The organism is Agaribacter marinus, from assembly GCF_030160655.1.
Lineage (GTDB): Bacteria > Pseudomonadota > Gammaproteobacteria > Enterobacterales > Alteromonadaceae > Glaciecola > Glaciecola marina.
This window is the reverse complement of the sequence record NZ_BSOT01000006.1, coordinates 1-24,132: the sequence shown is the minus strand read 5'-3', so window position 1 is coordinate 24,132 and position 24,132 is coordinate 1. Positions and strand designations below refer to the sequence as shown.

Here is a 24,132-nt window from a genome sequence, read left to right as displayed (position 1 = left end):
ATTTTTGATCTGAAAAATACATACGATGCGCGTTAGGATAACGTTATTCACTTACGAATATAAAAGGAAGTCGACATGCAACACCGTAGCAATTTAACGTCAAATAAAATGTTGTTTGGTTTGAGTTTGATTAGTGTATCTATTTTATCCGCTTGTGGTGGTAGCAGCAATACCACTGCACCAGAGCCTGAGTTTGTTCCGGTTACATCGCCGCCAAACCTTGAGCAAAGGCAAACATCAGATGCAGCGCTATCTACGCCTGGCGCTAGCGCTGTTAGTTTGTATATTAAAAATGGCGTTTATTTAAATGCTCAGCAACAAATTTTTGGCTTTCCCGAAGTTGTTAATACATTTAATGATGCCGCAGCTAGCGGTGCTAGAGGGTTTTCTCAAACCAACACGCAAGAAGTGGGTGTTGATGAAGCTGACAGGATTGAATATAACGGTGAATATGCATTTTCTGCAGATGTTCCCGTTTGGTATCCAGAAGACGGTTACTCACCCAAAGTGCGTGTATTAGCGCGTCAGGACGATGATTCCTTGCAAGAAGTGGCGAGTTTAGATATCCCCGAAACTTACAATGTGGGTGGTTTGTATTTGGCCGATGACAAACTTGGCGTGATCACGCAGTCTGCGCCTAGTTATCCTATCGATATATTTAGAACGAGCTTTTTTGCGCCAATTGGTACAGGCGAAACAAAAGTCACTTTAGATGTATACGGCGTATCTGACCCATCTAGTCCAGTGAGTGACGCTACAGTATCCATTGATGGGAGCTTAGTTAACAGTCGCAGAATTGGTGATGATATATACTTGATTATGCAATATATCCCCGTCGTTGAAGACTTAGTTGTTGGGGCTGAGAATGATGACGACTTAGTAGATAACTACAACGCTTTGCTTAGATTAGACGACGAAGAGCTTATACCAAGTATTACCATTAATGATATTGAATCCCCATTATTCTCATTGGACGATTGTGCCATTCCAAGCGATGTAAAACGTGAAGAAGGTAATGCACAGCTAGTTACCGTTGTGAAGATTGACTTAAATAATCCTGCAAACTTTGATGCAACTTGTCTAAGTGCAGAAGCAAATAATTTATATATGTCAGCGCAGAATATTTATTTAACGGCTGGTTATTCAGACACAACGACAATCCACAAAGTAGGATTGGATAGTTTGAGCTATAACGCTTCAGGCACCGTAGACGGCATAATAAACGGTCGTGGTGCTGCAAATTTGCGCTTGAGTGAGCACGACGGAAATCTGCGTATATTGACCACTAACTACGACGACTTTAGTGACCCAGAACACAAACTGTTTGTGCTTGCTGAAGAAAGTAATAGTTTAGATGTAATCAGCGAGTTACCAAATGACGCAGAGCCTGCACCCATTGGTAAAGTAGGGGAGGATGTGTATGCAGTGCGCTATTTTGGCGACAAAGCGTATGTGGTAACGTTTGAAAGAATCGACCCGTTATATGTATTGGACTTATCGGATGCCTTAGCCCCTAAAATTGCGGGTAGTTTAGAAATTCCTGGATTCTCAAGTTACCTTCATCCAATCGGTGAAAACTTAGTCTTAGGTATCGGTCAAGAGGTTAGTCCAAATAACTTACCGGACAATGGGAATGACGTCATTATATTACCTACCACGAACGGCATGAAGGTTAGCTTGTTTGATGTCGTGGACCCACAAAATCCAGTTGTTCGAGCAGAGCGAGTTTGGGAAAACGCTTATACGCCAATTGAGTTTAATTATCTTGCACTCTCTGTCTTGCAAGAGGGGGATTTGTTCAAGTTTGCCCTACCTGTAGAGCGGTGGCTGCAAGACGGTAACCTCTTCAGAGGGACAGAATATAGCTTAGTTGGTTTAGAGGTAGATGCAAACGCTATGACGATGGAACAAGCGATGCAATTGGTAGTAAAGAGCGAAGATGATTTGTACATCTATTCTGGAGAAGACCGCAGCATTATTCACGGAGACAATGTTTACTACTTAAGGGGCAACAGTTTTTGGCACGGTACTTGGTCAGCTACCAGCGAATTATCAGGTCCTTATTAACTGAATAGCATCTTTATGGAAGGAAGGTGGGGGGCTCAAATATTGAGCCCCTTTTTTATAAGTGCTGGTGAAGATTTTGAATACTGTGTTTATTGGAGTTGTTTTACAATCGTTAGTTCGGGCTCGTCGTCATCTCTCGTGTCAAGCGTGAAGGTATACATTGCCGTTTCATTAGGTGTGAACTGCAAATTTGTAGAGTCACCTGCGCAATATAGGTCGATATCATCATCGAGTTCAATTACTTGGTTGCCAAATTTTAGACCGCAATTGAGCTTATGTGTCCATGTATCATCGGCAACTTTAAAGTCATATGGTTGACCATCAGCAATTAACTCAATAGTAACCGTGTATTTATAGTCTTCTATGGGTAATAACTTAAAGTTATCTGACGCTTCCCACCAGTTAAATACGCCACGCAAATACATATTAGAATAGTCATTTACGGGTTCGTTTGAAAATATGTTCTCTGCTGATTGCATTGTGGCACAAGCGTTTAAAAAAACGCTCGTGCTCAATACGATTAACAGGTTTTTGCCTTTAACAATACGCATATATAGCCGTTATACGTTGATGACGGATATATCAGCAACCGCTAAAAAGGCCAAGCGAACGTTAGCCACTAAAGCAATTCTGTTGGTTTTCACGTTTTCATTATCGGTCATTATCATCACCTTATCGAAAAACGCAGATAATGGTGCTTCTAAAGCACTAAGTTTAGATAATACACTCGAATAGTCCGAATTGCCTGTCTCAGATGTTAACGAATGCTCAATGTCGATAAACGCGTTATAAAGCGCTGATTCTTCGTTCGTTTCAAAAAGCTCCGTATTCACTTTGGAGTATGTATTGAGCTCAATCTTGTTTTTATTGAGAATGTTGCTGACCCGTTTATTTCCCGCAATCAGGCTAGCACCAGCGTCTGATTTTGCAAACTGCGCAACAGCATTTACACGTAAATCAATGTCACTCAATGAATAACTATTGGTAACATTCATGACAGCATTTACGACATCACTACTAATACCTAAATCTGCATAAAAAGGCTTACATCGGTCAAGTAAAAATGCCAATACCTGCTCTTTGGCTTGGGCGTTTTTGAGCTTATCATCGAAGGTAGTAATGACACTGTCGACTAAGGCTGATAAATCGATATTCATCTTGTTACTTACAAGAATACGTAGAATACCGATTGCGCTGCGTCTAAGTGCGAAGGGGTCTTTATCCCCTTTAGGTATTTTATTGATACCAAAAATACCTACCAGTGTGTCGAGTTTCTCTGCCAAGGATACTAGTGCGCCAAGGTCTGACGACGGGAGTTTATCATTCGCAAAGCGAGGTAAATATTGTTCTTCTATTGCAAGTGCAACCGCATTGTCTTCGCCATCATGTAATGCATAATGCTTACCCATGGTGCCTTGAATAGAGGTAAATTCCATTACCATATTTGACACCAAGTCAGCTTTTGCTAATAACGCAGCACGTTTCGCATTTGCCAATGTATGCGCGCTGAAGCCACAGGATTCACCAATGATTTGCGTAATTTTAGCGACCCGCTCAGACTTTTCGGCAACGGTACCCAGATCTTTTTGAAAGAGTATTGTACTTAGCTTATCCGCTTTGCTTGCAAGGGTTGTTTTCTTGTCTGTTTCAAAGAAGAATCTAGCATCAGACAGGCGAGGGCGTATAACTTTTTCGTTACCTGAAATTACTTGACTTGGGTCTTTGCTTTCAATATTCGAAACAAATAAAAAGGTATTGCTCAGTTCACCATTTTCACTTAACAAAGGCACGTACTTTTGGTCGTCCTTCATTGTGTATATCAAGGCTTCTTTTGGTACATCTAAAAATTCAGTTTCAAAATTGGCCGTCAATACAACTGGCCATTCGACAAGAGACGATATTTCTTCGAGTAAGCTTTGGTCAAAATCTGCAACTAGTCCTAGCGACTTAGCATTGTCTTCCAGCTGAGTTTTGATTTCATTCACTCGTTCTTCATATTGCACGAGTACATATTGCTTGCGCATGGTATCTATGTATTCACTGGCGTCATCAATTGCTACACGAAAATCTCCATGAAAACGATGGCCTGACACGGTATTTCCTGAACTCAAACCAAACAAGCGAAGATTTATTACCTCACGACCAAACAGCACGCAAACGGTGTGCACAGGTCGAATAAATTCTGCATTCGAGCTGCCCCAACGCATTGGTTTAGGTATTGGCAGCTGTTTTAGCGCACGCTCTAGCGCGCCTTCAAGTTCATTGTCTAGCGATTGCCCTTGAACTATTGCCTTATGCAGTAACCATTCACCTTTAGAAGTAACGAGTCTTTCCGCTTCTGTAATGTCTATACCATTCGACTTAGCCCAGCCTTTTGCTGCAGGTGTCGCATTGCCATCTGCATCAAATGCCACAGATACCGCTGGACCCCGCTTCTCAACGATTTTGTCAGCTTGTACACGTTCGCAGTTGCTAAGCAAAATACCCAGTCGGCGCGGCGCCCCAAAGGCCTTAGTGTCTGAAAATGAAAAGCCTAACTTCTTAATTTCGTTTGCTAGGTTTGTGCTAAAGCTATCCGTCAGCTTTTTAAGCGTTTTGGGAGGAAGTTCTTCAGTACCAAGCTCAATCAATAAATTTGCTGTGTTTGATTGTGTTGTCATTATTCAGCAGCTCCATTGCAAAGAGGAAAACCCAGTGCTTCGCGCGATGCGTAGTACATTTCGGCACATGCTTTAGCGAGCGTTCTTACGCGCAAGATATAGCCTTGTCGCTCCGTTACTGAAATTGCGTGTCGCGCATCGAGTAAATTGAATGCATGAGATGCTTTCATTACTTGCTCATATGCGGGTAGCGGTAACTTTGCATCGATAAGTGTCTGACAGGCTTTTTCAAATTGGTCGAAGCTTTCAAACAAAAAGGGAACATCGGCATATTCAAAGTTATAGGCTGATTGTTCTTTTTCATTTTGTAAAAACACATCGCCGTAAGTCACGTTACCAAAAGGACCTTTCGTCCAAACGAGATCATAAATGCTATCTACGCCTTGCATGTAAAGCGCTAAGCGCTCTAGGCCATAAGTGATTTCACCTGTGACTGGCTTACATTCGATACCGCCTACTTGCTGAAAGTACGTAAATTGGGTGACTTCCATGCCGTTCAACCACACTTCCCAACCTAGTCCCCAAGCACCGAGGGTAGGGGATTCCCAGTTGTCTTCGACAAAGCGTATATCGTGGACTTTGGGGTCAAATCCTAACATTTCCAATGAGCCTAAGTATAAGGCCTGAATATTATCGGGCGATGGTTTAAGCATTACTTGAAATTGGTAATAATGTTGAAGGCGGTTTGGGTTTTCGCCGTATCGGCCATCAGTAGGTCGGCGACAAGGTTGAACATAAGCGCTGCTCATTGGCTCTGGGCCGAGCGAGCGTAAAAAAGTCATTGGGTGGAATGTACCAGCACCCACTTCCATGTCTAGAGGCTGGATAATGACACAGCCTTGGCGAGCCCAATAATCTTGGAGCGCCAAAATTAACCCTTGAAAGGTATTTAAATCGTAATTATGCATCCGCGGTATCGTGTGTTTGCTAGTTAAAATTTCAAAAGGCGAGCATTATAGCTTGATTAATGTAGTTTTGGTATCTGCACTAATGCCTTACTCGTTATGTGCATTGAAGTGTCGTAATTTATCGACGTCGACGGCTACCTTGCTTGCTAGCTCACTTTCGATTTGCTCTCGTTCTTTGTCTTGTTCACGCCGTTGTTGCTTGGTTAATGCTTGCCTTGCGTCCAACGTTGGGAAATGTTGAATGCGGCTATAAAGCTCATAAACGCCTGGGTAATGTTGCTGAAAATTTGGATGAGGTAAAATTGGAATGGCTTCCAATAGATTCCACAAACGAATAACCCCTTCAGACAAATCGCATTGTTGTTGCTGCATAGCAAACGCAATGGTTTGGACACTGTCCGTAATTGTGTCTATTCGTTTATCACGCACAGCTGATTGACGATTGTTTTGTGCTTGTAACAAAAACAACAAACGCCCGGCGTATATACCAAGTCCAATAACAATTAAGGCGCCAGCAATAACTAATATCCAGTACACGGTCATTCTCTAATCTTTAAAATCGTCGATATTAATTGCGTCTAATGATGAAAACGGATCATTGTCTGTTGTATCCTCGTCTTCTTCAGGGAGATCTATACCAAGCATCTTGCATAACTCGCTATGTCGTTTGAGCTTTGCCTCTACATATTCCTGTTCTTCGCGGCTTAGCGATTTTTGCTCTTGTTTGTCTAGTAGCGTATCGAGTTTAGTATCGTTCTCAATTGCGTCTAATTCTTCTTTTGGTGAAAAGTAGCGTTTTTCAGGCGCTTTAGATTTCGTTTTTTTCACACCACCGTCTTTGTATTTATTTAAATCGATGCTTGTTTTACTGCCGATGCGAGAGTCTGTCTTTTGTGTGTTTTTATGACCGTTAGATTCTGCAGCATTTAGTTGTTGTCGAGAACCTGGCTTTTTACCGCATTTGTTCTTGGGTTTAGAGCTAGTTATACGAGGGGTAGGGCGTTCATCTTTACTGATCCCAATTTTTCCAATTTTACGTGATTTCTTATGCCTTGGCATTGCGCTTCCTACTATCAAAATATTACTTGAACAACTAAAGGTTCATGAGCGATTTGTATAAAAAAAATTTTACCACTCGCAAAGAAAAAGGTGATAACCCGAAAGTTATCACCTTATATTAATTAGTGTCTAACGACACCTCTCCCGTTTTGCACATCTTGTGCTTCTTGCTGACTAATTACCTTTTATTTTTATTAACTAATTGGTCAGTATTGTTGTAGGTAATCCATTACGCTTTCTTATACATTGATAGTACTCATAATCATAACTTATTTCAAGTCATGATTATGCGATGAGTAGATAATACTCAAAAAAATAAAATTTACAACTTATTTACAATAATTTCGATATGTTATTTAGTGTAAACCGCCTAAATACTTTGAAAGTACATCAATGTCTTTATCTGTTAGGCGAGACGCAACGTTTCTCATCATTTCATTTAAGTCATTGTTGCGGTCACCAGAACGAAACATTTCGAGCTGTTGTTTGGTATATGCTGCATGTTGGCCACCAATTTGTGGGAAGCCCGCTAAGTTCATACCGCCACCATTTGGTCCATGGCAAGCGATACAAGCAGTAATACCTCTTTCTGCGTCACCGCCTCTGTAAAGTGCTTCTCCTGCTTCGATGACATCTTCAGGCGTTTCGCCTATTTTAAGTTCTTGGCTGGAGAAATATACGGCGAGGTCTTTCATGTCTTGCTCAGACAAAGGCATTGCCATACCATTCATCACTGCATTGTTTCTGCCTTCTTTACCGCCAGTGGACGCGGCAAGTTTGAATTCTTTCAATTGTTTTAGGATGTACCCAGCATGTTGCCCTGCTATTTTTGGATTTAAGTTAAGTGCACTATTTCCATCAGAACCATGACATGCCGCACAGGTAGTTGACTTGGTTTTGCCAGCTTCAGCATCGCCATCAACAGCAAATGCAGATGTACTTAAAAATACTAGTCCAAAAAGTAAACATAAATTTTTCATACTTAAATTCTCTAAAGATGAGGGGTAACATACCTATAACGGCAGTGGTCGTGTATTTTACACAAATAAGCAGTTAAAAAAACAGTTTGTTGGTAATACAATGGATTTAAATCAATGAAAGTTATATAAATTTGTAAACATAAGCTGGCTATTCAGCAAATTTGAGGTGGTATGTCATATTTTACAAAGGCCAAGTTTTTAACTAGTGCGCCTGATATTCAGCATTTAAGTGCCTTCGATGGTATCGAGATTGCCTTTGCGGGGCGTTCAAATGCGGGTAAGTCGAGTGCATTAAATAAATTAACTAGACAAAAAAACTTAGCCAGGACAAGTAAAACGCCGGGTAGAACCCAGTTAATTAACCTGTTCGAATTAGATGAAAGTCGACGCTTAGTTGATTTGCCAGGGTATGGTTATGCAAAAGTACCCATTCCCATGAAAAAGAAGTGGCAAAAATCTCTGGGTGAATATCTGCAAAAACGGGAGTGTTTGCGCGGGTTAGTTGTATTAATGGATATTCGACACCCTTTAAAGGATCTCGATCAAGACCTTATCTTCTGGGCCGTGAGTGCAGAGTTGCCGGTCCTAATACTATTAACAAAAGCCGACAAGCTAAAAGCAGGGAAGCGCAAAGCACAAACATTGATGGTTCGAGAAGCGTCACTAGCGTTTCAAGGCGATATTACCGTGCATGCGTTTTCGTCGCTTTCTGGCGTAGGTTTGAGTGAAGCAGAAAATATTTTAATGCAGTGGTTAGAGATTGAAACTAAAGCGCAGTAATTGGCATTGTATGTTTGAATAAAATAGAGAAACGCTAGAAAAAAGAAAGCCCCGAAACACACTAACGGGGCTTTTTACTACTTGGGGAGAACAACACATTCGCTACTTATGAGTGCTGCCTGAACGGATAGTTCAAACTAATTCAAATTTATTTTTAAATTTTTTCATTCAGAGATGAAAAAGCCTTCATACCTGCCGAAAATAGGGGCCTAATGTGCTTCATCCCAGTTCATACCGACGCCAGCTTCTACTTCTAATGGCACCGAAAGTGACACACATTGCTGCATGAGTTCACAAATCTTGTCTTTGCGCGTAACTAAATGTTCTTCTTTTATTTCGAATACCAGTTCGTCGTGCACTTGCATGATCATTGAAACACTGTCGTCATTTAATGTGTCTATCCAAGCAGCCACATCTATCATGGCCTTTTTAATAATGTCGGCTGCAGTGCCTTGCATTGGTGCGTTGATCGCAGCGCGTTCAGCTCCTTTGCGTCTGGCACCATTGCTTGCGTTAATATCAGGTAAATATAAGCGGCGACCAAATACTGTGCTTACATAGCCACATGATTTTGCTGTTTCGCGTGTTGCTTCCATATAGTCTAATACGCCCGGGTAGCGAGCAAAGTAAGTATCCATATATTGTTGTGCATCGTGGCGACTAATATGGAGTTGTTTAGATAAGCCAAATGCGCTCATACCGTAAATCAATCCAAAGTTAATTGCTTTGGCACTTCTACGTTGGTTGGTGCTCACTTCATCGGTAGGAACTGAAAATATCTCCGAAGCGGTAGCCGTGTGAATGTCTTTGCCTTGATTAAATGCCTTGAGTAGACCCTCATCTTTACTTAAATGTGCCATGATACGTAACTCAATTTGAGAATAGTCGGCGGCGACTATTTTGTATCCAGGTCTAGGTATAAATGCTTGACGCACTTGTCGGCCTTCGTCTGTTCTGATGGGGATATTTTGTAGGTTTGGATCACTCGATGACAAGCGCCCTGTAGCCGTAACCGCTTGATGATACGACGTGTGCACACGATTTGTGCGGTGGTTTATCATTTTCGGCAATTTATCAGTGTAGGTATTTTTTAATTTAGTTAAGCCTCTATACTGGGTAATCAGCGCGGGCAACTTGTATTCATTGGCTAATTCTTGCAACACGTCTTCAGACGTTGAAGGGGCACCTTTTGGCGTTTTTTTAATTACGGGCAATCCCATCTTTTCAAACAGAATATGTTGAAGTTGTTTTGTTGAGCCTAAATTAAACGTTTCACCAGCCATTTCGTGGACTTGTTTTTCTAACTCTAAAATGCGTGTCGCAAGCGTTTGGCTTTGCTGACCGAGCATTTGTGCATCAATTAATACCCCGGTTTGCTCCATCTTAGAAATAACACGGGATAAGGGTGTTTCGATGGTTTCAAGAATGTCTGTAAGTTTTTCCTCACGTGCCAATAATTCGGTGAGTGTCTCAAATAGCCGATAAGTAACGTCAGCATCTTCAGCTGCATACTTGCCAGAAATGTCTATATCCAGTTGATTAAAGGTGAGTTGTTTGGCGCCCTTACCGGCAATTTCTTCAAAGCTAATACATTTATGGCCTAAATACTTTAGCGACAAGCTATCCATATCGTGACGTGTGGCAACGCTATTTAGCACATACGATGCCAGCATGGTATCGCACACGACACCTTGTAAATCGATATCATAATTAGCCAAAACGTTCTGATCGTACTTAATGTGTTGGCCCACTTTTTTGATGGATGCGGATTCTAGAATAGGCTTAAGCGCATTCAGTACATATTGTCTGTCGAGTTGCTCAGGTGCATCAGGATAATCATGAGCTACCGGCACATAGCAAGCATCATTTGCTGCAAACGCAAATGAAATCCCCACCAATTCAGCCTGCATATAATCTAGACTGGTTGTTTCGGTGTCTACCGCAACTAAGGTCGCGGCTTGGAGTTTATCGATGAGCGTTAGAAAATCACCATCGTCTAGAATAATCTGGTATTGATCTCTGTCTATTGTTGACGGGTCGCTATCCGAATTTTCTGAATTGCCAGTGTTTTCAAGAGGTGAGTTATTATTTGTTGCATCCTCAACATATGCTTGTCCTTGGTCGCTAACTTCGGCTAACCATTTTTTAAATTCTAAGTTAGCAAATTGCTCGCGCAGTACCGCTTTATCTAAGGCCTTTAACTGCAGTTCTTCGATAGAAAAAGGCAATGCTAGATCAGTGACAATGGTGGCTAATTCGTATGACAACAATGCTTGCTCTTTGTGAGCTTCCATTTTCTTTGCCATGGTTTTTGCGCCACGAAAATCCAAGGCTGCAATGTCGTCGAGATTGTCGTAAATCGCATGAATACCGCCAATGCCATTTAACATTGCTACGGCACTCTTATCACCTACGCCAGGTACACCAGGAATGTTGTCGACTTTATCGCCTTTTAAGGCGAGATAATCAATTATCAACTCAGCGGGCACGCCAAACTTTTCTATTACGCCAGCTTTGTCCATAGTAGTGCGGGTCATGGTGTTTATTAGCGTAACATTGTCATCGACTAACTGTGCCATGTCTTTGTCACCAGTACTAATCACACACGCTCTGCCGCTTTCACTGGCTTGTCTAGACAAGGTACCAATAACATCATCTGCCTCCACGCCGTCATGTACGATCATCGGGAAGCCCATGGCTTCTACAATGACATGCAACGGCGCTATTTGGCTGCGAAGTTCGTCAGGCATTGGTGGTCTATTCGCCTTATATTCTTTGTATATGTCGTCACGGAATGTTTTCCCTTTGGCGTCAAATACCACCACCATTTCGGTCGGGTTGTAATCTTTTACCAGACTACGAAGCATGTTAACTACACCATAAACTGCGCCAGTGTCTTGCCCCTTCGAATTGGTGAGTGGCGGCATTCCGTGAAATGCTCGGAATAAATAAGACGAGCCATCGACAAGTACTAAAGGAGCAGAGTGAGTTTTGTGCATAATAATGTCGCTTTTGTTAGTGTTATTTCATAACTATATGAATTTATAGATAAAAATTAATACTTTTTTGTTTAAAACCTGTGGATAACTTTGTTAGTAAATTGAGCTAAAGACACAAAAACACTACCTTTTTCATATGAAAAAAGTATATTCAAATTTTTTGCAGGGATTACAACAAGGGGCAAAGTGCCGGATATCCTTACTCTTTTTTATTATTTTTTGTGAGATAGGTGAATCCACCTATTTCTATTATGTGCAAACGGAGGGATGTTGCGTTTGACATCACATAAATTTAACACAATTTTAAGTATTGCCAAGGAATAAATTCGTTATTTTTTTTATCTTTGAGTGTCAATAGCTTATAAATAAGAAATAAAAAGTGGCATTGTGCTTGTCGATGTTTTGCCAAGCATTGTAGACTAGACCAGAAGCAATACAAACAAGGTTAAATAAGCTTGCAATATCGCGCAATTATTAGGATTTTAGGACTGTTAGTGGCGATTTTCAGTGTCACTATGTTACCTCCAGCCTTAATCTCACTAATTTATGAAGATGGCGGCGGCTTAGCTTTTGTCGTTGCGTTTTTCTTGAGCTTATTTACTGGCTTAATCATTTGGTACCCGCATCGACGCAGTAAGCAGGACTTGCGCGCTAAAGAAGGTTTTTTAATTGTAGTTCTATTTTGGACGGTGCTAGGTGGGATTGGTGCTTTGCCATTTGCGTTACTAGATCAACCTCAAATGACCATTACCGACGCAATTTTTGAATCATTCTCTGGCTTAACGACGACTGGTGCTACTGTTATCGAAGGCATCGAGTTTTTGCCAACGGCAGTGCAGTTTTATCGTCAGCAACTGCAATGGTTAGGTGGTATGGGAATCATTGTGCTAGCTGTTGCGGTGTTGCCAATCTTAGGCGTTGGGGGAATGCAGCTATACCGTGCCGAGACGCCAGGCCCAGTAAAAGATTCAAAAATGACACCGCGTATTGCCGATACCGCTAAACATCTTTGGTACATCTATTTGTCGCTTACTATTGCTTGTACTTTTGCTTATTGGATGGCGGGTATGACCTTGTTTGACGCGGTTTGCCATGCTTTTTCAACTATCGCCATTGGTGGGTTTTCTAACTACGACGCTAGCCTAGGACATTTTAACAGCGTCGCTGTGAATGTGGTTTGTGTAATCTTTTTATGGATAGCGGCATTAAATTTTTCACTGCATTACGCTGCCGTTAGTGGCAGAAATATTAAGAATTACTTTAAAGATCCTGAGTGTAAATCGTTTTTCACTATTCAAATTGCCTTGATCACTGTTTGTTTTCTGGTACTTGTTAAGTTTCAGGTATACGACACCGCTGAGGCCTCATTAGATCAAGCAATGATACAGGCAGTTTCAATAAGTACTACCGCAGGTTTTGCGACAACTGACTTTTCATCTTGGCCTACTTTTTTACCCATATTGCTTATATTCTCAAGTTTTATTGGCGGGTGTGCAGGGTCTACAGGCGGTGGCTTAAAAGTCATTCGAGTGTTATTGCTATTTTTGCAAGGCAAGCGAGAAATAGACCGACTCATCCACCCCAAAGCGGTATACGCGGTAAAGTTGGGTGACAGGGCAATGCCAAACCGAGTCGTTGATGCAGTTTGGGGCTTTTTTGCCGCATACGCTATTGTGTTTGTGTTCATCATGATTGGGCTTATTGGTACCGGTTTAGATAACATCACTGCATTTTCTGCTACTGCAGCAACCCTAAATAATCTTGGCCCCGGTTTAGGCTCAGTGGCAGGCACTTATGCTGAAGTATCTGACTCCGCTAAATGGCTATTAGTCATGGCGATGGTATTTGGGCGACTCGAAGTCTTTTCTTTATTGGTGCTGTTTTCGCCTACGTTTTGGCGGAGTTGATGATTTAAAATGTTTCAATTCTCTCGTTTCTAGCAATTACGTCATTTAATTTACTGAAATCCACACATTACTTTCACGTCACTGAATAATAATCCTCTTTCAATATATTGAAATTATTGAATATTTTCAATTTAACAAAAAAATAATAAAAAAAAGCTAAAAAAAATTCTCATTTCGTGGAATAGCTACTAAACACCTTGTCGTGAGGTGTGCGAAATTGTTGTGATAAAAGGAATGTAAAAATGGTAGCTGTTGTAGCAAGCGAAGGTGCAGGTTTATTTAATTCTTCATTGTCATTAATTGGACGTGAAGGCGCCTATGGACAAGCTGGTTTAGGTCAAGGGAATGAGCGTGTATTTGTTAACGCGGCTACAGGTAGTTTGGTCATTCAAGGTCAAGACAACGGTATTGCAAATCTTGGTGTGGATGTAGCGGGTCTGCGAACTTACAACAGTATTGGCAGTATTGATGATGCAAACGGTGATGACCATTGGCGTTTAGGGTTTTTAAGTCGCATTAATGGAAGCGCTGGGTCAGTGAGCGTTAAAAGAATAACTGCCGATGGAGCAGAACAACACTTTGTACGACAAAGCAATGTTGGCGGTGTTATTACATACTCGAGCAGCGATGGCGCAGGCGCACACGACAAATTGACCTACGAAAATAACGGATGGATGTTCGAAGAAGGCAGTAGTTTAGTTCGTTTACATTATGACAATACGGGTAAACAAGTAGCGGCTCTAGACAGGCAAGGGCATGGTCACCGCTACGAGTATGAAGGTACGAAGCTTGTAAGGATAGTATCTGATGTTGTTAATAACGCAGGTACCGTCACACAAGAAACAGCAGTATTAGAATACGATAGCAATTCTACAGGTAACGCACGTATAACAGCAATTCGCTTTGGCACCGTAGATAGCGATGGTGATACCCAGGAAATTCGCCGCCAATACTACAAGTATGATGAACATGGTCGTCTTGAAGCAGTTAGCATAGATTTAACCCCAGATGACAACAATATTGATGACAAAAAAGTATTCGCAACTACATATACATACAAAGATAGTACTTCACAACGTATTGCATCATTGGCGCAGAGTGATGGTACCGGTTTAACCTTCCATTATTACGAGAATGGACATGCCCATGCCGGTAAAATTTCCCAAATTATTGATGGCGAATCAGGCACTACAAATTACTATTATGAGGCAAATGCGTTTGGCGGACTAGATACTGATGTAACTGTTGCAGGTCGCACCACGACGTTTTCTAGCGATGGTGACATGCGCTTGCGCAGCATGACATCAATGATTGATTCGCAAGAAATAACGACATCATATACCTATACTGCAGACGGAGACATTGAGACTGTTAGTCGCGGAGCAGGTCAACTCATTACATTTGCCTATGAAAATGGCAATCAAATTTCTCAAGTCAATGCGGAAGGCGATACAGTAGAAAGACGCTACAATAGTAAAAACCAACTTATTGAGGAGTCCTTGCATTTACAACAAATCGGTGAACCCGATAGTATCATTTCGACCTTTTATATTTACGATAACGACAGCAATTTACGTTTTACCATTTCTCCTGAAAACAGAGTTACGCAGTTTGACTACAATGATTTAGGGCAGCTTGAGCAAGAGTTTAGCTATCACCGCGATGCATATAGTGCAGCTCTGGTTGCTGGTAGCGAACCGTCGTTAGATGATTTAACTACTTGGCGTGCATCACTCAGTACTTTTGGAAAATATGATGTGAGTACTGTCGATTATACTTATGATTTCAGAGGGCAAATAGCCACTAAGACAGAATATGAAGAAGTGACGCCAAGCGGTGAAGGTAACCCTTCTATGGCGCAAACCACATATTATCATTACGACATGATGGGACGTTTACTATCTGAAACCTCACCTGAACTGCGTCAAAAAGCTTATGCGTATGACGGTCTGAATCGTGTATTGGCCGAGTACGATACCGTTATAGTTACTCAAGGTTCAACCAACGGCTCGCCAAACGTCGAATCTCGTGTTGAATTAATCACGCATAACTATGAAGACAGCGCTATGCGGATATCGACTACACAGCATAATGGTTTGGTTACCACTAATACCTTTGATGCCGCGGGGCGTTTATCATCGACGCAGACGGGGATTGCAAATGACCTAGCGAGTTTTGCTGAACAACGTTTCTATTTTGATGCCCAAGGACGCCAAATCGCAACGCAACATAGTAATGGTGCAAAAAGTTATACAATATACGATGACGCCGGGCGTAGGGCTTTTTCTATCGACCGTGCAGGCGTTGTGACTGCCTATGAATACTCAGATACGAATCAACTCACTTTTGCGACAACTTATGCAAAAGACATTGTTATTACGGGTGCTTGGTTAAATGCAGAAGATGACTTTGCAGTTAATAACGACGACAAACCCTTAGCTTTAATTGACGTCGAAAACATGATTTCTGAGGCTGGTCGTGATGCCTCTGCCGATAGAAGCATTCGGTATATATATGATGACGCTGGTCGCCAAACATTTCAAATCGATGCTGAAGGCAGTGTTACCGAGTTCCGTTATGACTCAGCTGGCAGACGTACCCATGCGATTGCGTATGATGTGACAGTGGATATTACGCAAACTTCTTTGCCAACGATGGTCGTAAATAGCAATACTCGGATTCAGCGCACATTTTACACTGATGATGGCCTGATGCTGGCTACGGTTGATGCTGAAGGATATGCCACAGAGTATTTTTATGATAATGGCGGCCGCCAAATTAAATCGACGAGTTATGCTAGTCAGTCAACGGCCTATACAGGACTTGCCTTTAATATTACTCTGCAAATCAATGGTGCTTGGAGTGACCTTAAACCAGCGCTAAATACAGACAGTAAACTTGCCATTGGCGCTGACCGCAGTAGTTACACCATTTATAATAGTTTAGGCCAAATTGCAGCAAGCATAACGCCAGAAGGCCAACTTACTGCCATCGAGTACTACCCTGATGGGCAAGTACAAAGCTCAAGAGTGTATGCAGAACTTAAACGGAATTACTCGGGCGGTCTCCTAACTTTACCAACATCAAATGATGAAGATCAGATAAGCATCTATACTTACAATGCTCGAGGTCAAGTCGCTACTGAAACACAGCAGCCACAAGGCCTAGTGACGTCTTACATCTATAACGACCAAGCTTATCTTATTGGCGTGACTAGAAATCCAGGGGTGTCGGATGAAATTAGAACCAATTGGTTTAAAAAGGATTTACTTGATAGAGAAGTAGGGGTATTGAATGGAAGAGTGTCTTCCTCGTCAGCTTTCACTTCATTTCTTGAGGATGATATCTCTAACGCTGCGCTAGAGACGGCAATATCAAATAATGTTGGAAACGGTACAAGGAGTGCTATTGATAGTAAAGGGAGAGTTACATCAACAACAGATGCAGAAGGGCATTCCACCTATTATTTTTATGACGATCGTGAGCAACTAACGGCGACAATTACTGATGACGGCGAAGTTACCGAAAATATTTATAATAACTTTGGTGAATTAAAGCAAACAATCGTTTATACCAAGCGTCTTCCCCTTTCCGCCTTACCCAATTTGCTTGGCGGTGATTTGGAATCAAGCCTGCAGTCTATTATTGAGTCGATACATACGGATGATGATATTCAAACAGACTTTACCTACACAAAACGAGGTAACCTTGATGTATTGCATACCAGTAAACGTAGCGGTGATATTAGTAATGGCCAGCATGTAGACAACGACTATAACCGGTTTGGGCAACTAGCATACACCCACACGCGCTTGTCTAGCGACAATGTACGAACAGACAAATTTACATATGATAATCGAGGTTTGCGTACTAGTGCTACGGTCGACTTTGACAATAACCCCGCGACGCAAGGTGCAGCAGCAAATGCGACCACTACGACGCAATACGATGCTTTCGGGCGCGTAATTAGTCAAACAGATGCAAATAATAATGACACTGTTTACCAATACAACGACAAGGTAACCAGAGGTACTGAAGTTACATTAACGTATCAGAGTCAATTCGGTGCGGTGTCGAATATCACTACCTACGATATATTAGGTCGTACTGTTGAAGTGAAATCCGGTGTAAGTGGTGGTAACGCTGCACATACGCAATCGTATAAATATAATGGACAAAACCGCACTCAATGGATAGATAGCGGAGACGGCACTGGTACTCTATTAATCTTCAACGGCTTTGGTGAGCTGACAGACACGCAAACAGGTCGCTTAGAAAACGATGGTTCTTTAAGTGAACTTACAAGTCATACACACTTAGAGTACGACAAAGACGGCAATAATGTTACGCGTGTAGAAGGCTATGGCAGTGATGCCGCGGTGTCTACCACATATGTTTATAGCGCCAATAACCGTTTAGAGCGCATGAGTACTAGCGGGATAGACGGTACACACCAATATTTTTATGACAACGTGGGAAATGTGATTACCAGCATTAATCCAGAGGGTCATAAAACCCGTTTTGTTTACGACGCTGCTGGGCAGTTAATCTACACTCTAAATAATGCCGGTACACTGAGCAAATCTACCTACGATGTTAACGGCAATAAAACTAGCGAAACGGTATACAAGCAGACATTTAGCTCTTCTGATTTTGATGATGTAAGCCCTATTCGCCCCGAAGCTATGGCCTCTAGAATTGCGGACGCTAATGCAACAATAGGTGCTCAGCAACACTACATATACGACGCAAACAATCGACTGATTGCAAGTATTGATCCTGTCGGCGCCGTGACTGTGAATTCATATGACCGCCGCGGACTTGTTACTGCTCAGGTAAAATATGCAAACCCCAGTACTATATCCAATGCAGACAAGCAGCGCATTGCGAAGGGCGAAGTATCGTCGAATGGCATAGCGGGTTTATTGCCTTTTGCAAACAATAGCAAAGACATGCAGACTGCATCCGTTTATGACGACAATGGTCGGGTAGTATACAGTTTACAGCGCTTGGCAAATGGGCAGGCACAAGTAAAACAGAATCGATATGATGCAACCGGACAGCTAATTCAAACCAGAGCAATGGCTAACACTATTGCGTATGACACTAATTATTCCAGAGGTGACCTTGCTGCTTTATACCATTTAGATGTAGATGGTATTCCAAAGGTAAACAAAAATGATCCAAATGATCGCGTGTCTCATTTTGTTTACGATAGTGCCGGCCGTTTAAGTTTTACTGTTGACAGTGAAGGTGCGGTCACGCGCACCGAATATGACGCGGCAGGTCGTGTATTTAAAACTACAGCATATGCGACGCCAGTTCAGACGGGCGCGACAGAGTTCAGTTTTAGTCAGCTATCCAATCGTGTTTTTACAAATGCCAGTACTAAGGACAGAACTACTGAGACGACTTATGATGCGGCAGGACGAGTAGAAACGGTTACTCAGTTGCTTGCGGGTAGTGCAGACAACATTGTTGAACACTGGGAATACAACAATGCCGGTCAAAAAATACGATATACCAATGGCAACAACGATGTTTGGCACTATGCTTACGACGATGCTGGGCGTCTCTCATTTGAGTTTACCCCCGTTATCAAAGATGTGCAGGTACAAAACGGCAATACGCTGACTGCATACCCTGAAGCTCGTCAAGTGACAGCAATTAGCTATGACGATTTAGGTAATGTTACTTCACGCACTATGGGCGTGGTACGCGTAGGGGTTGGCGCCGCATCATCGTCTTTAGTTGTGGCAAATGGCAAGGAGCTTGATAGTGGACATATAGCTGCACTTAGCAATGCGTCAATTCAACAGGCACAAACAACCACATTTACATACGATGAGCTAGGCCGGCAAATCAGCGTAAGTGAGCCAACATTGGCGGTAGATAGCGAAGCACCCAATGTTACCTCACATACTCGTTACAACGCCCTTGGTCAAGCCTATATTAACCAAATCATAGTGACTGACTCATCGGACTCGCCTAAGACTTTAAGCACTATTAATAGCTATAAGGTATACGATGCGGGTGGCCGAGTGGCCTTTGATGTTGATGCTGAAGGTTATGTAACCGCTTATGAGTACGACGCTCAAGGAAACCAGACTTCCCTTACTCGTTATGAAAAACAGCTGACTATGACGCTGCGCAATAAGGATGCAGAAATTTCAATTGAGCAAATTGAAACATGGCTGTCATCGCTGGACTCAACTGAGTCCAAATCTCGTACGGTAAATACTGAATACAATACTTTGGGACAAGTGGTAGGCGTTAAGCAGCCTCTTGTGACTTATGGTGAAGTAAATGCACAAGGGGCAGTGACCCAAGGTAGCGCCCGTCCAGAAACGATTTATATATATAATGTGTTTGGTGAAGTGACGCTGCAACGTGAAAAAATTAACAGTTCAAGCTTTGCTGATACACGCTATTTTTATGATGAACTCGGCAATCAAATATACATGGTTGACTCCGAGAATTACGTTACGCAATACGCTTACAATGCCTTTGGGCAAGTTACGAATATGCTTGAAGATGCCGGGCCGGTCGTTAACTCTGATTTAGCGGGCAAAGTCATCGAAAGTAGCGCTTTTCCTGACTCATTTGCTGAGAACGACAGAGTATGGGCTTATGAGTACGATACGTTAGGGCGCAAAGTAAAAGACATCCAAACTAACTTACGTTATCACGCACTTTCCACTGACGCTGAAGATATTAACGTTAATACGGCGACAAAACTAACTACCGACAGCGAAGTGGTGACAGAATACGATAATGCAGGCAACATTGTAAGTGTCGATAATAACGGGCGGGTTAGCGTAAATGCGTATGATTCCATCGGTCGTTTGGCGCGCACAACGCAGCAAGCGGCAAGTGTTGTTACTGACGTAAAAGCGTTGCGGAACGATTTACATCAAGGTACTACCTCACTGATTACCTCTTACCAATATGATGTGCATGGTAATACAATCCGCACGCTACAAGGCGCAGGTAATGCTCATACATTGTTGTCTGAAAATGATACTGACGTGCGTGTGACTACTCAGCTATTTAACGCACGCAATCAAGTGCTTAAGCAAATCGACGCAGAAGGCGCATCAACTACCTTTAAGTATGATTATCAAGGGAACATTATTGAGCAAGCGCGTCAATTTGTGAACCCCAGTACTACCTACGACTATGATCTTAAAGCAACGTTATACACAGATTATCAAGGAGAGCATGACTATACCTTACGAACACAGTTTACATTGCCTGCAACGGTTACTTTCGATTCAAGTTCTGGTGTCTTACAAGGTGCTTTAGCAGGACATTCGATTCCGGATGGTAGCTATTTAGTCATCACCGTTGAAGTTGCAGACGAGCACGGCATTGAAGTGGCCTCCCTAAGCACCGGATTAACACATACAAGCTCAACAATAGATATTCATGAAACAATTCCAAATTGGCAATATGCCCCAGCGCCAGCGACAAATGAACATGCTGTAACTGCCTATATGTACGATGCGCTAGGACAAGTAAAAGAAACAACATTGTCTCATTTAGCCAATGACAAGCATACAGTACAAACAAAACTCGTATCAAAATACAATAGCTTTGGTGAAATCACCAACCAAGGCGATCCTCAGTTCAACGGTGAAAGCAATGCTGCGCCGCAGGTCTATTTTAAATATGACAATGCTGGGCGCTTGGAGTCTACTAACGAGGGTGATGGCGCAACAAAAACCTATTTATATGATTTACGCGGCAATGTTGTGCGTTCATCTCATGCTGGTAGGGGGGATACATTAAATGTACTTGATAAGCTTGGTAGAGTCGAAAAACAATTTTTAGCGTCGTTCGTTGCTAAACGTGCAGGTGATGGTCTTTCGGCAAGGGTTACGCCGGTAGTAAGGCAACAATATGACCGTTGGGGGAACGTTGTTCAAGTTACTAATGCTAACGGTTACACAACGACTTATTCGTACAACCATAACAATCAGATAACTAATGAAACCCGCCATTTAGTAGTAGTGGCCGATGACGATGGTAGTTCTGAAGTGAAAGCACCAGAGTTTAATAATTACTACGATATTTACAATCAGTTAATTGCTCGCAAAGATGCCAACAACGGACTGCGCGTAAATAAATATGATGCGCGTGGGAATTTAACGCAAACTAAAGACGAGGTTGGACATTCTACACATTTAGGGTACAACGTGTTTGGTGAGCATATCGCCACTCGGGATGCTATCGGGTATATCTCTACCACAAAGGTCGATAAGCTTGGCAGAGTCATTGAAACAGGAGACATTCGTGCGCCAGAAGATGGAAGTGCATTGACCTACCAGCGCTTGAATAGCTTTATATTTAATGAGTTGGGGTATAAAACGCAGTTTACCAATGCCTTAGATCACCAATATCATTATGAAAATGACATTCGCGGAAATGTGACAAAAACGCATAGTCCTGAAAACGTCGTTATGAGTTACGCGTACAACAGGCAAGGCCAACAAACGGTTGAAAGTTATGACAGACTTCGCATAAACGCCGCAACATCTGGCAAGCTTAATCAGATAGAAAATACCTACAACTATTTTGGTCAGCAGATACAAAAGAGTGACTTAAGCGATAACGAATATATCTTTACCCATGAAAACGGCTTATTAGAAGAACGCACGATTAATTTTAAACTGGCTGGAGTAAAGAACCAAACAGTTGACTATGAATATTATGACAACGGGCTATTAAAGTCGGTAGAAGATTCATCCACCACAAGCCGAAGTGATTTTGAATATGACATTGCAGGCCAATTAGTCAGCGAAACCAGAAAAACCGTCAATAGCTTGCAGCAAACGCTAATTGAGCGCACAGATACTACATACGACGCTCACGGGCGAGCCACCCAAGTGTTGGTGACAGACATTAATGTCAATGATCAAACACAAGAAAAAATACGTTCTGCACTAAGATATACCTACGATGCAATGGGTAACCGCAGAAGTGTTGAAGTCTTCAATGGTTATTCAGGGACAATAGACGCCGACAAGGCGCCTAGTATCAATCCAGATTTTCAGGGCTTGTCTTATACACCAGCGACGACCGGTGAAGAATACAATTACGAAATTGGTAAACTAAAAGACATTTTTATTGATGAACAAATAGATGATCTTGAGTACGAGTTGTTGCTAAAACAAGGCAATGAATATGTGGTTGTAGATGATAACTTGAGTTCAAATCCGGCGACCTTTGGCGGCCATTGGTTGCAGTTAATATTGGATACCGATGGTGACGGCGACAATGTGTTGCATATCCATGCTCAAGAGGCTCAAGTTGGTGATCATCATTATGCTATTAGGGCGAAGCAACCAGAAAAAACGGAATTGTTTACTTTATTACCGTTTTTCTTGCCCGTGCGAGATGATTTAAAGCCCAGATTTAGTGATCCTGAAATAAGGTTTGGTGAAGTTCCTGAATTATTACCCGGAACAACATATGAAAAAGAATTTAATTTAATAGAATTTATACAAGATCCTGAAGGTAAACAACTTAACTTCAATGTAGTGGCTGAACCATTGGCTAGCTTACCGGATTGGTTGGAACTGGATATCTCAAATATAGACTCTGGTATTGCAACTATTAAGACAAAAGAAGGGGAAGTAGTTCCAGTAAACTTCAGTAGTGACGTTACTTTCAAAGTTATAGCAAATGATGGCACTACAAGTAACCAATTCATTCTAACGATTAGCGCTAGTGTAGATGTGAATGTGGCGCCTGAACCCATACCTGACAAAAATTATCGGTTGGGTATGCTACTAGGTGAGACAGTCCGTAACTTCCCATTGTTTAATTATTTTCAGGATGACGAAGATGTTTCTAAACTAATCTATAGCATTTATGACTTTGGTGACGCTGATGATGGCACCATTAGTATAGTCGAAGGCAACAGGCTGTCGTATCGCCCAACAAATCAAGAGGCGCATGAAGTCACGGTTAAAGTTATCGCAACGGATAATGAAGGTGACGGATTGCCCTCAGTTCCAGTTTCTTTTACCTTTTATTTTCCTGGTGTTAAAGCGCAACAGCCAATAAGTGTGAAGCAATCATCAGGGAGAGCTACGCTTTCGCCAAACTCTTTCGTACACGCATTTGAGGTGCCGGATTATTTCAACCACAGTGACGGCGCTTCATTTGAAGTAAGTAATATAACAATAGATGGTAGAAGTGCCCCCTTGGGGCCGTTTAATGCGAGTGTTGTGAATCCAGGTGGGGGTGCTCCACGGCTTGTGTACTTTGGGTTTAGTCGGCCTGCGGTTGGACCGTCAACTGCAATAAGCGTAGGGTTCACGGTCACAGGTACTGGGGCTGGAGGTTCGACTGCTGAGGTTGATTTTACTATTACTAAGAAAAGTACTCCTATTGCAAAATCTGGTTCGAAAGTATTTTCAGTAAGTGAAGGAAATACATTCAGTATTTCAAAAGAAAATTTACTGAGACGTTTTACGGACAATGATGGGGATAGTATAGCAAGTGTGGAGTTTTCTGGTTTATCGCCGTATTTGGAGGCAAATGCAGGTGGTCTTCGTTCAATTGGTGCGCTGCCGTTAAGTGCAGATGGATTTACGTTTACCTTACGAGCCGTAGATGAAAATGGAAGCAAAAGTAGTCCAGTTGTATTTACTCTAGAAGTAGCGCAACAGCCAATAAGTGTGAAGCAATCATCAGGGAGTGCTACGCTTTCGCCAAACTCTTTCGTACACGCATTTGAGGTGCCGGATTATTTCAACCACAGT

11 protein-coding genes are annotated in these 24,132 nt (G+C 42.1%); 4 read left to right on the top strand and 7 right to left on the bottom strand.

Annotation, left to right across the window (positions count from 1 at the left end; all coding sequences use genetic code 11):
• The first annotated feature begins 75 nt into the window (after positions 1-75).
• Positions 76-2,067 carry a beta-propeller domain-containing protein gene (locus QQK00_RS10955; protein ID WP_284217612.1) on the top strand — a complete coding sequence of 664 codons (1,992 nt, stop codon included), beginning with the start codon at positions 76-78 and terminating at the stop codon, positions 2,065-2,067.
• Positions 2,068-2,156: 89 nt separating this feature from the next.
• On the opposite strand, the gene QQK00_RS10950 is transcribed toward QQK00_RS10955, so the two are convergent.
• From QQK00_RS10950 to QQK00_RS10925, 6 genes are all read right to left on the bottom strand, one after another.
• Positions 2,157-2,618: an early set domain-containing protein gene (locus tag QQK00_RS10950; RefSeq protein ID WP_284217611.1), complete on the bottom strand. Its 462-nt coding sequence runs from the start codon at positions 2,616-2,618 to the stop codon at positions 2,157-2,159.
• 9 nt (positions 2,619-2,627) lie between these two features.
• Complete coding sequence (glyS, locus tag QQK00_RS10945; RefSeq protein ID WP_284217610.1) at positions 2,628-4,727, bottom strand: glycine--tRNA ligase subunit beta; 2,100 nt, start codon at positions 4,725-4,727, stop codon at positions 2,628-2,630.
• Positions 4,727-5,635: a glycine--tRNA ligase subunit alpha gene (glyQ, locus tag QQK00_RS10940; protein ID WP_284217609.1), complete on the bottom strand. Its 909-nt coding sequence runs from the start codon at positions 5,633-5,635 to the stop codon at positions 4,727-4,729. The genes glyS and glyQ overlap by 1 nt, the downstream gene beginning before the upstream one ends.
• Positions 5,636-5,722: 87 nt before the next feature.
• Positions 5,723-6,178 carry a DUF2489 domain-containing protein gene (locus QQK00_RS10935; RefSeq protein ID WP_284217608.1) on the bottom strand — a complete coding sequence of 152 codons (456 nt, stop codon included), beginning with the start codon at positions 6,176-6,178 and terminating at the stop codon, positions 5,723-5,725.
• 3 nt (positions 6,179-6,181) lie between these two features.
• Entirely contained in the window at positions 6,182-6,694 is a 513-nt protein-coding gene (gene yihI, locus QQK00_RS10930) for a Der GTPase-activating protein YihI (protein ID WP_284217607.1), read from the bottom strand.
• A 356-nt stretch (positions 6,695-7,050) separates the two neighbouring features.
• Complete coding sequence (locus QQK00_RS10925; protein ID WP_284217606.1) at positions 7,051-7,674, bottom strand: c-type cytochrome; 624 nt, start codon at positions 7,672-7,674, stop codon at positions 7,051-7,053.
• Between the two features lie 171 nt (positions 7,675-7,845).
• On the opposite strand from QQK00_RS10925, the gene yihA reads away from it, so the two are divergent.
• Positions 7,846-8,454, top strand: coding sequence for a ribosome biogenesis GTP-binding protein YihA/YsxC (gene yihA / locus QQK00_RS10920; protein WP_284217605.1), 609 nt, complete (start codon positions 7,846-7,848; stop codon positions 8,452-8,454).
• 209 nt (positions 8,455-8,663) lie between these two features.
• Here the strand turns inward: yihA and polA are convergent, their stop codons facing one another.
• Positions 8,664-11,453 (bottom strand): DNA polymerase I, encoded by a 2,790-nt coding sequence (polA, locus tag QQK00_RS10915; RefSeq protein WP_284217604.1) that lies wholly within the window; start codon positions 11,451-11,453, stop codon positions 8,664-8,666.
• Positions 11,454-11,908: 455 nt separating this feature from the next.
• Here polA and QQK00_RS10910 point away from each other — a divergent pair, with 455 nt between their 5' ends.
• Positions 11,909-13,360: a TrkH family potassium uptake protein gene (locus tag QQK00_RS10910; protein ID WP_284217603.1), complete on the top strand. Its 1,452-nt coding sequence runs from the start codon at positions 11,909-11,911 to the stop codon at positions 13,358-13,360.
• Between the two features lie 242 nt (positions 13,361-13,602).
• Positions 13,603-24,132 (top strand): hypothetical protein (locus tag QQK00_RS10905; RefSeq protein WP_284217602.1); only part of this gene is annotated, 10,530 nt, incomplete at its 3' end.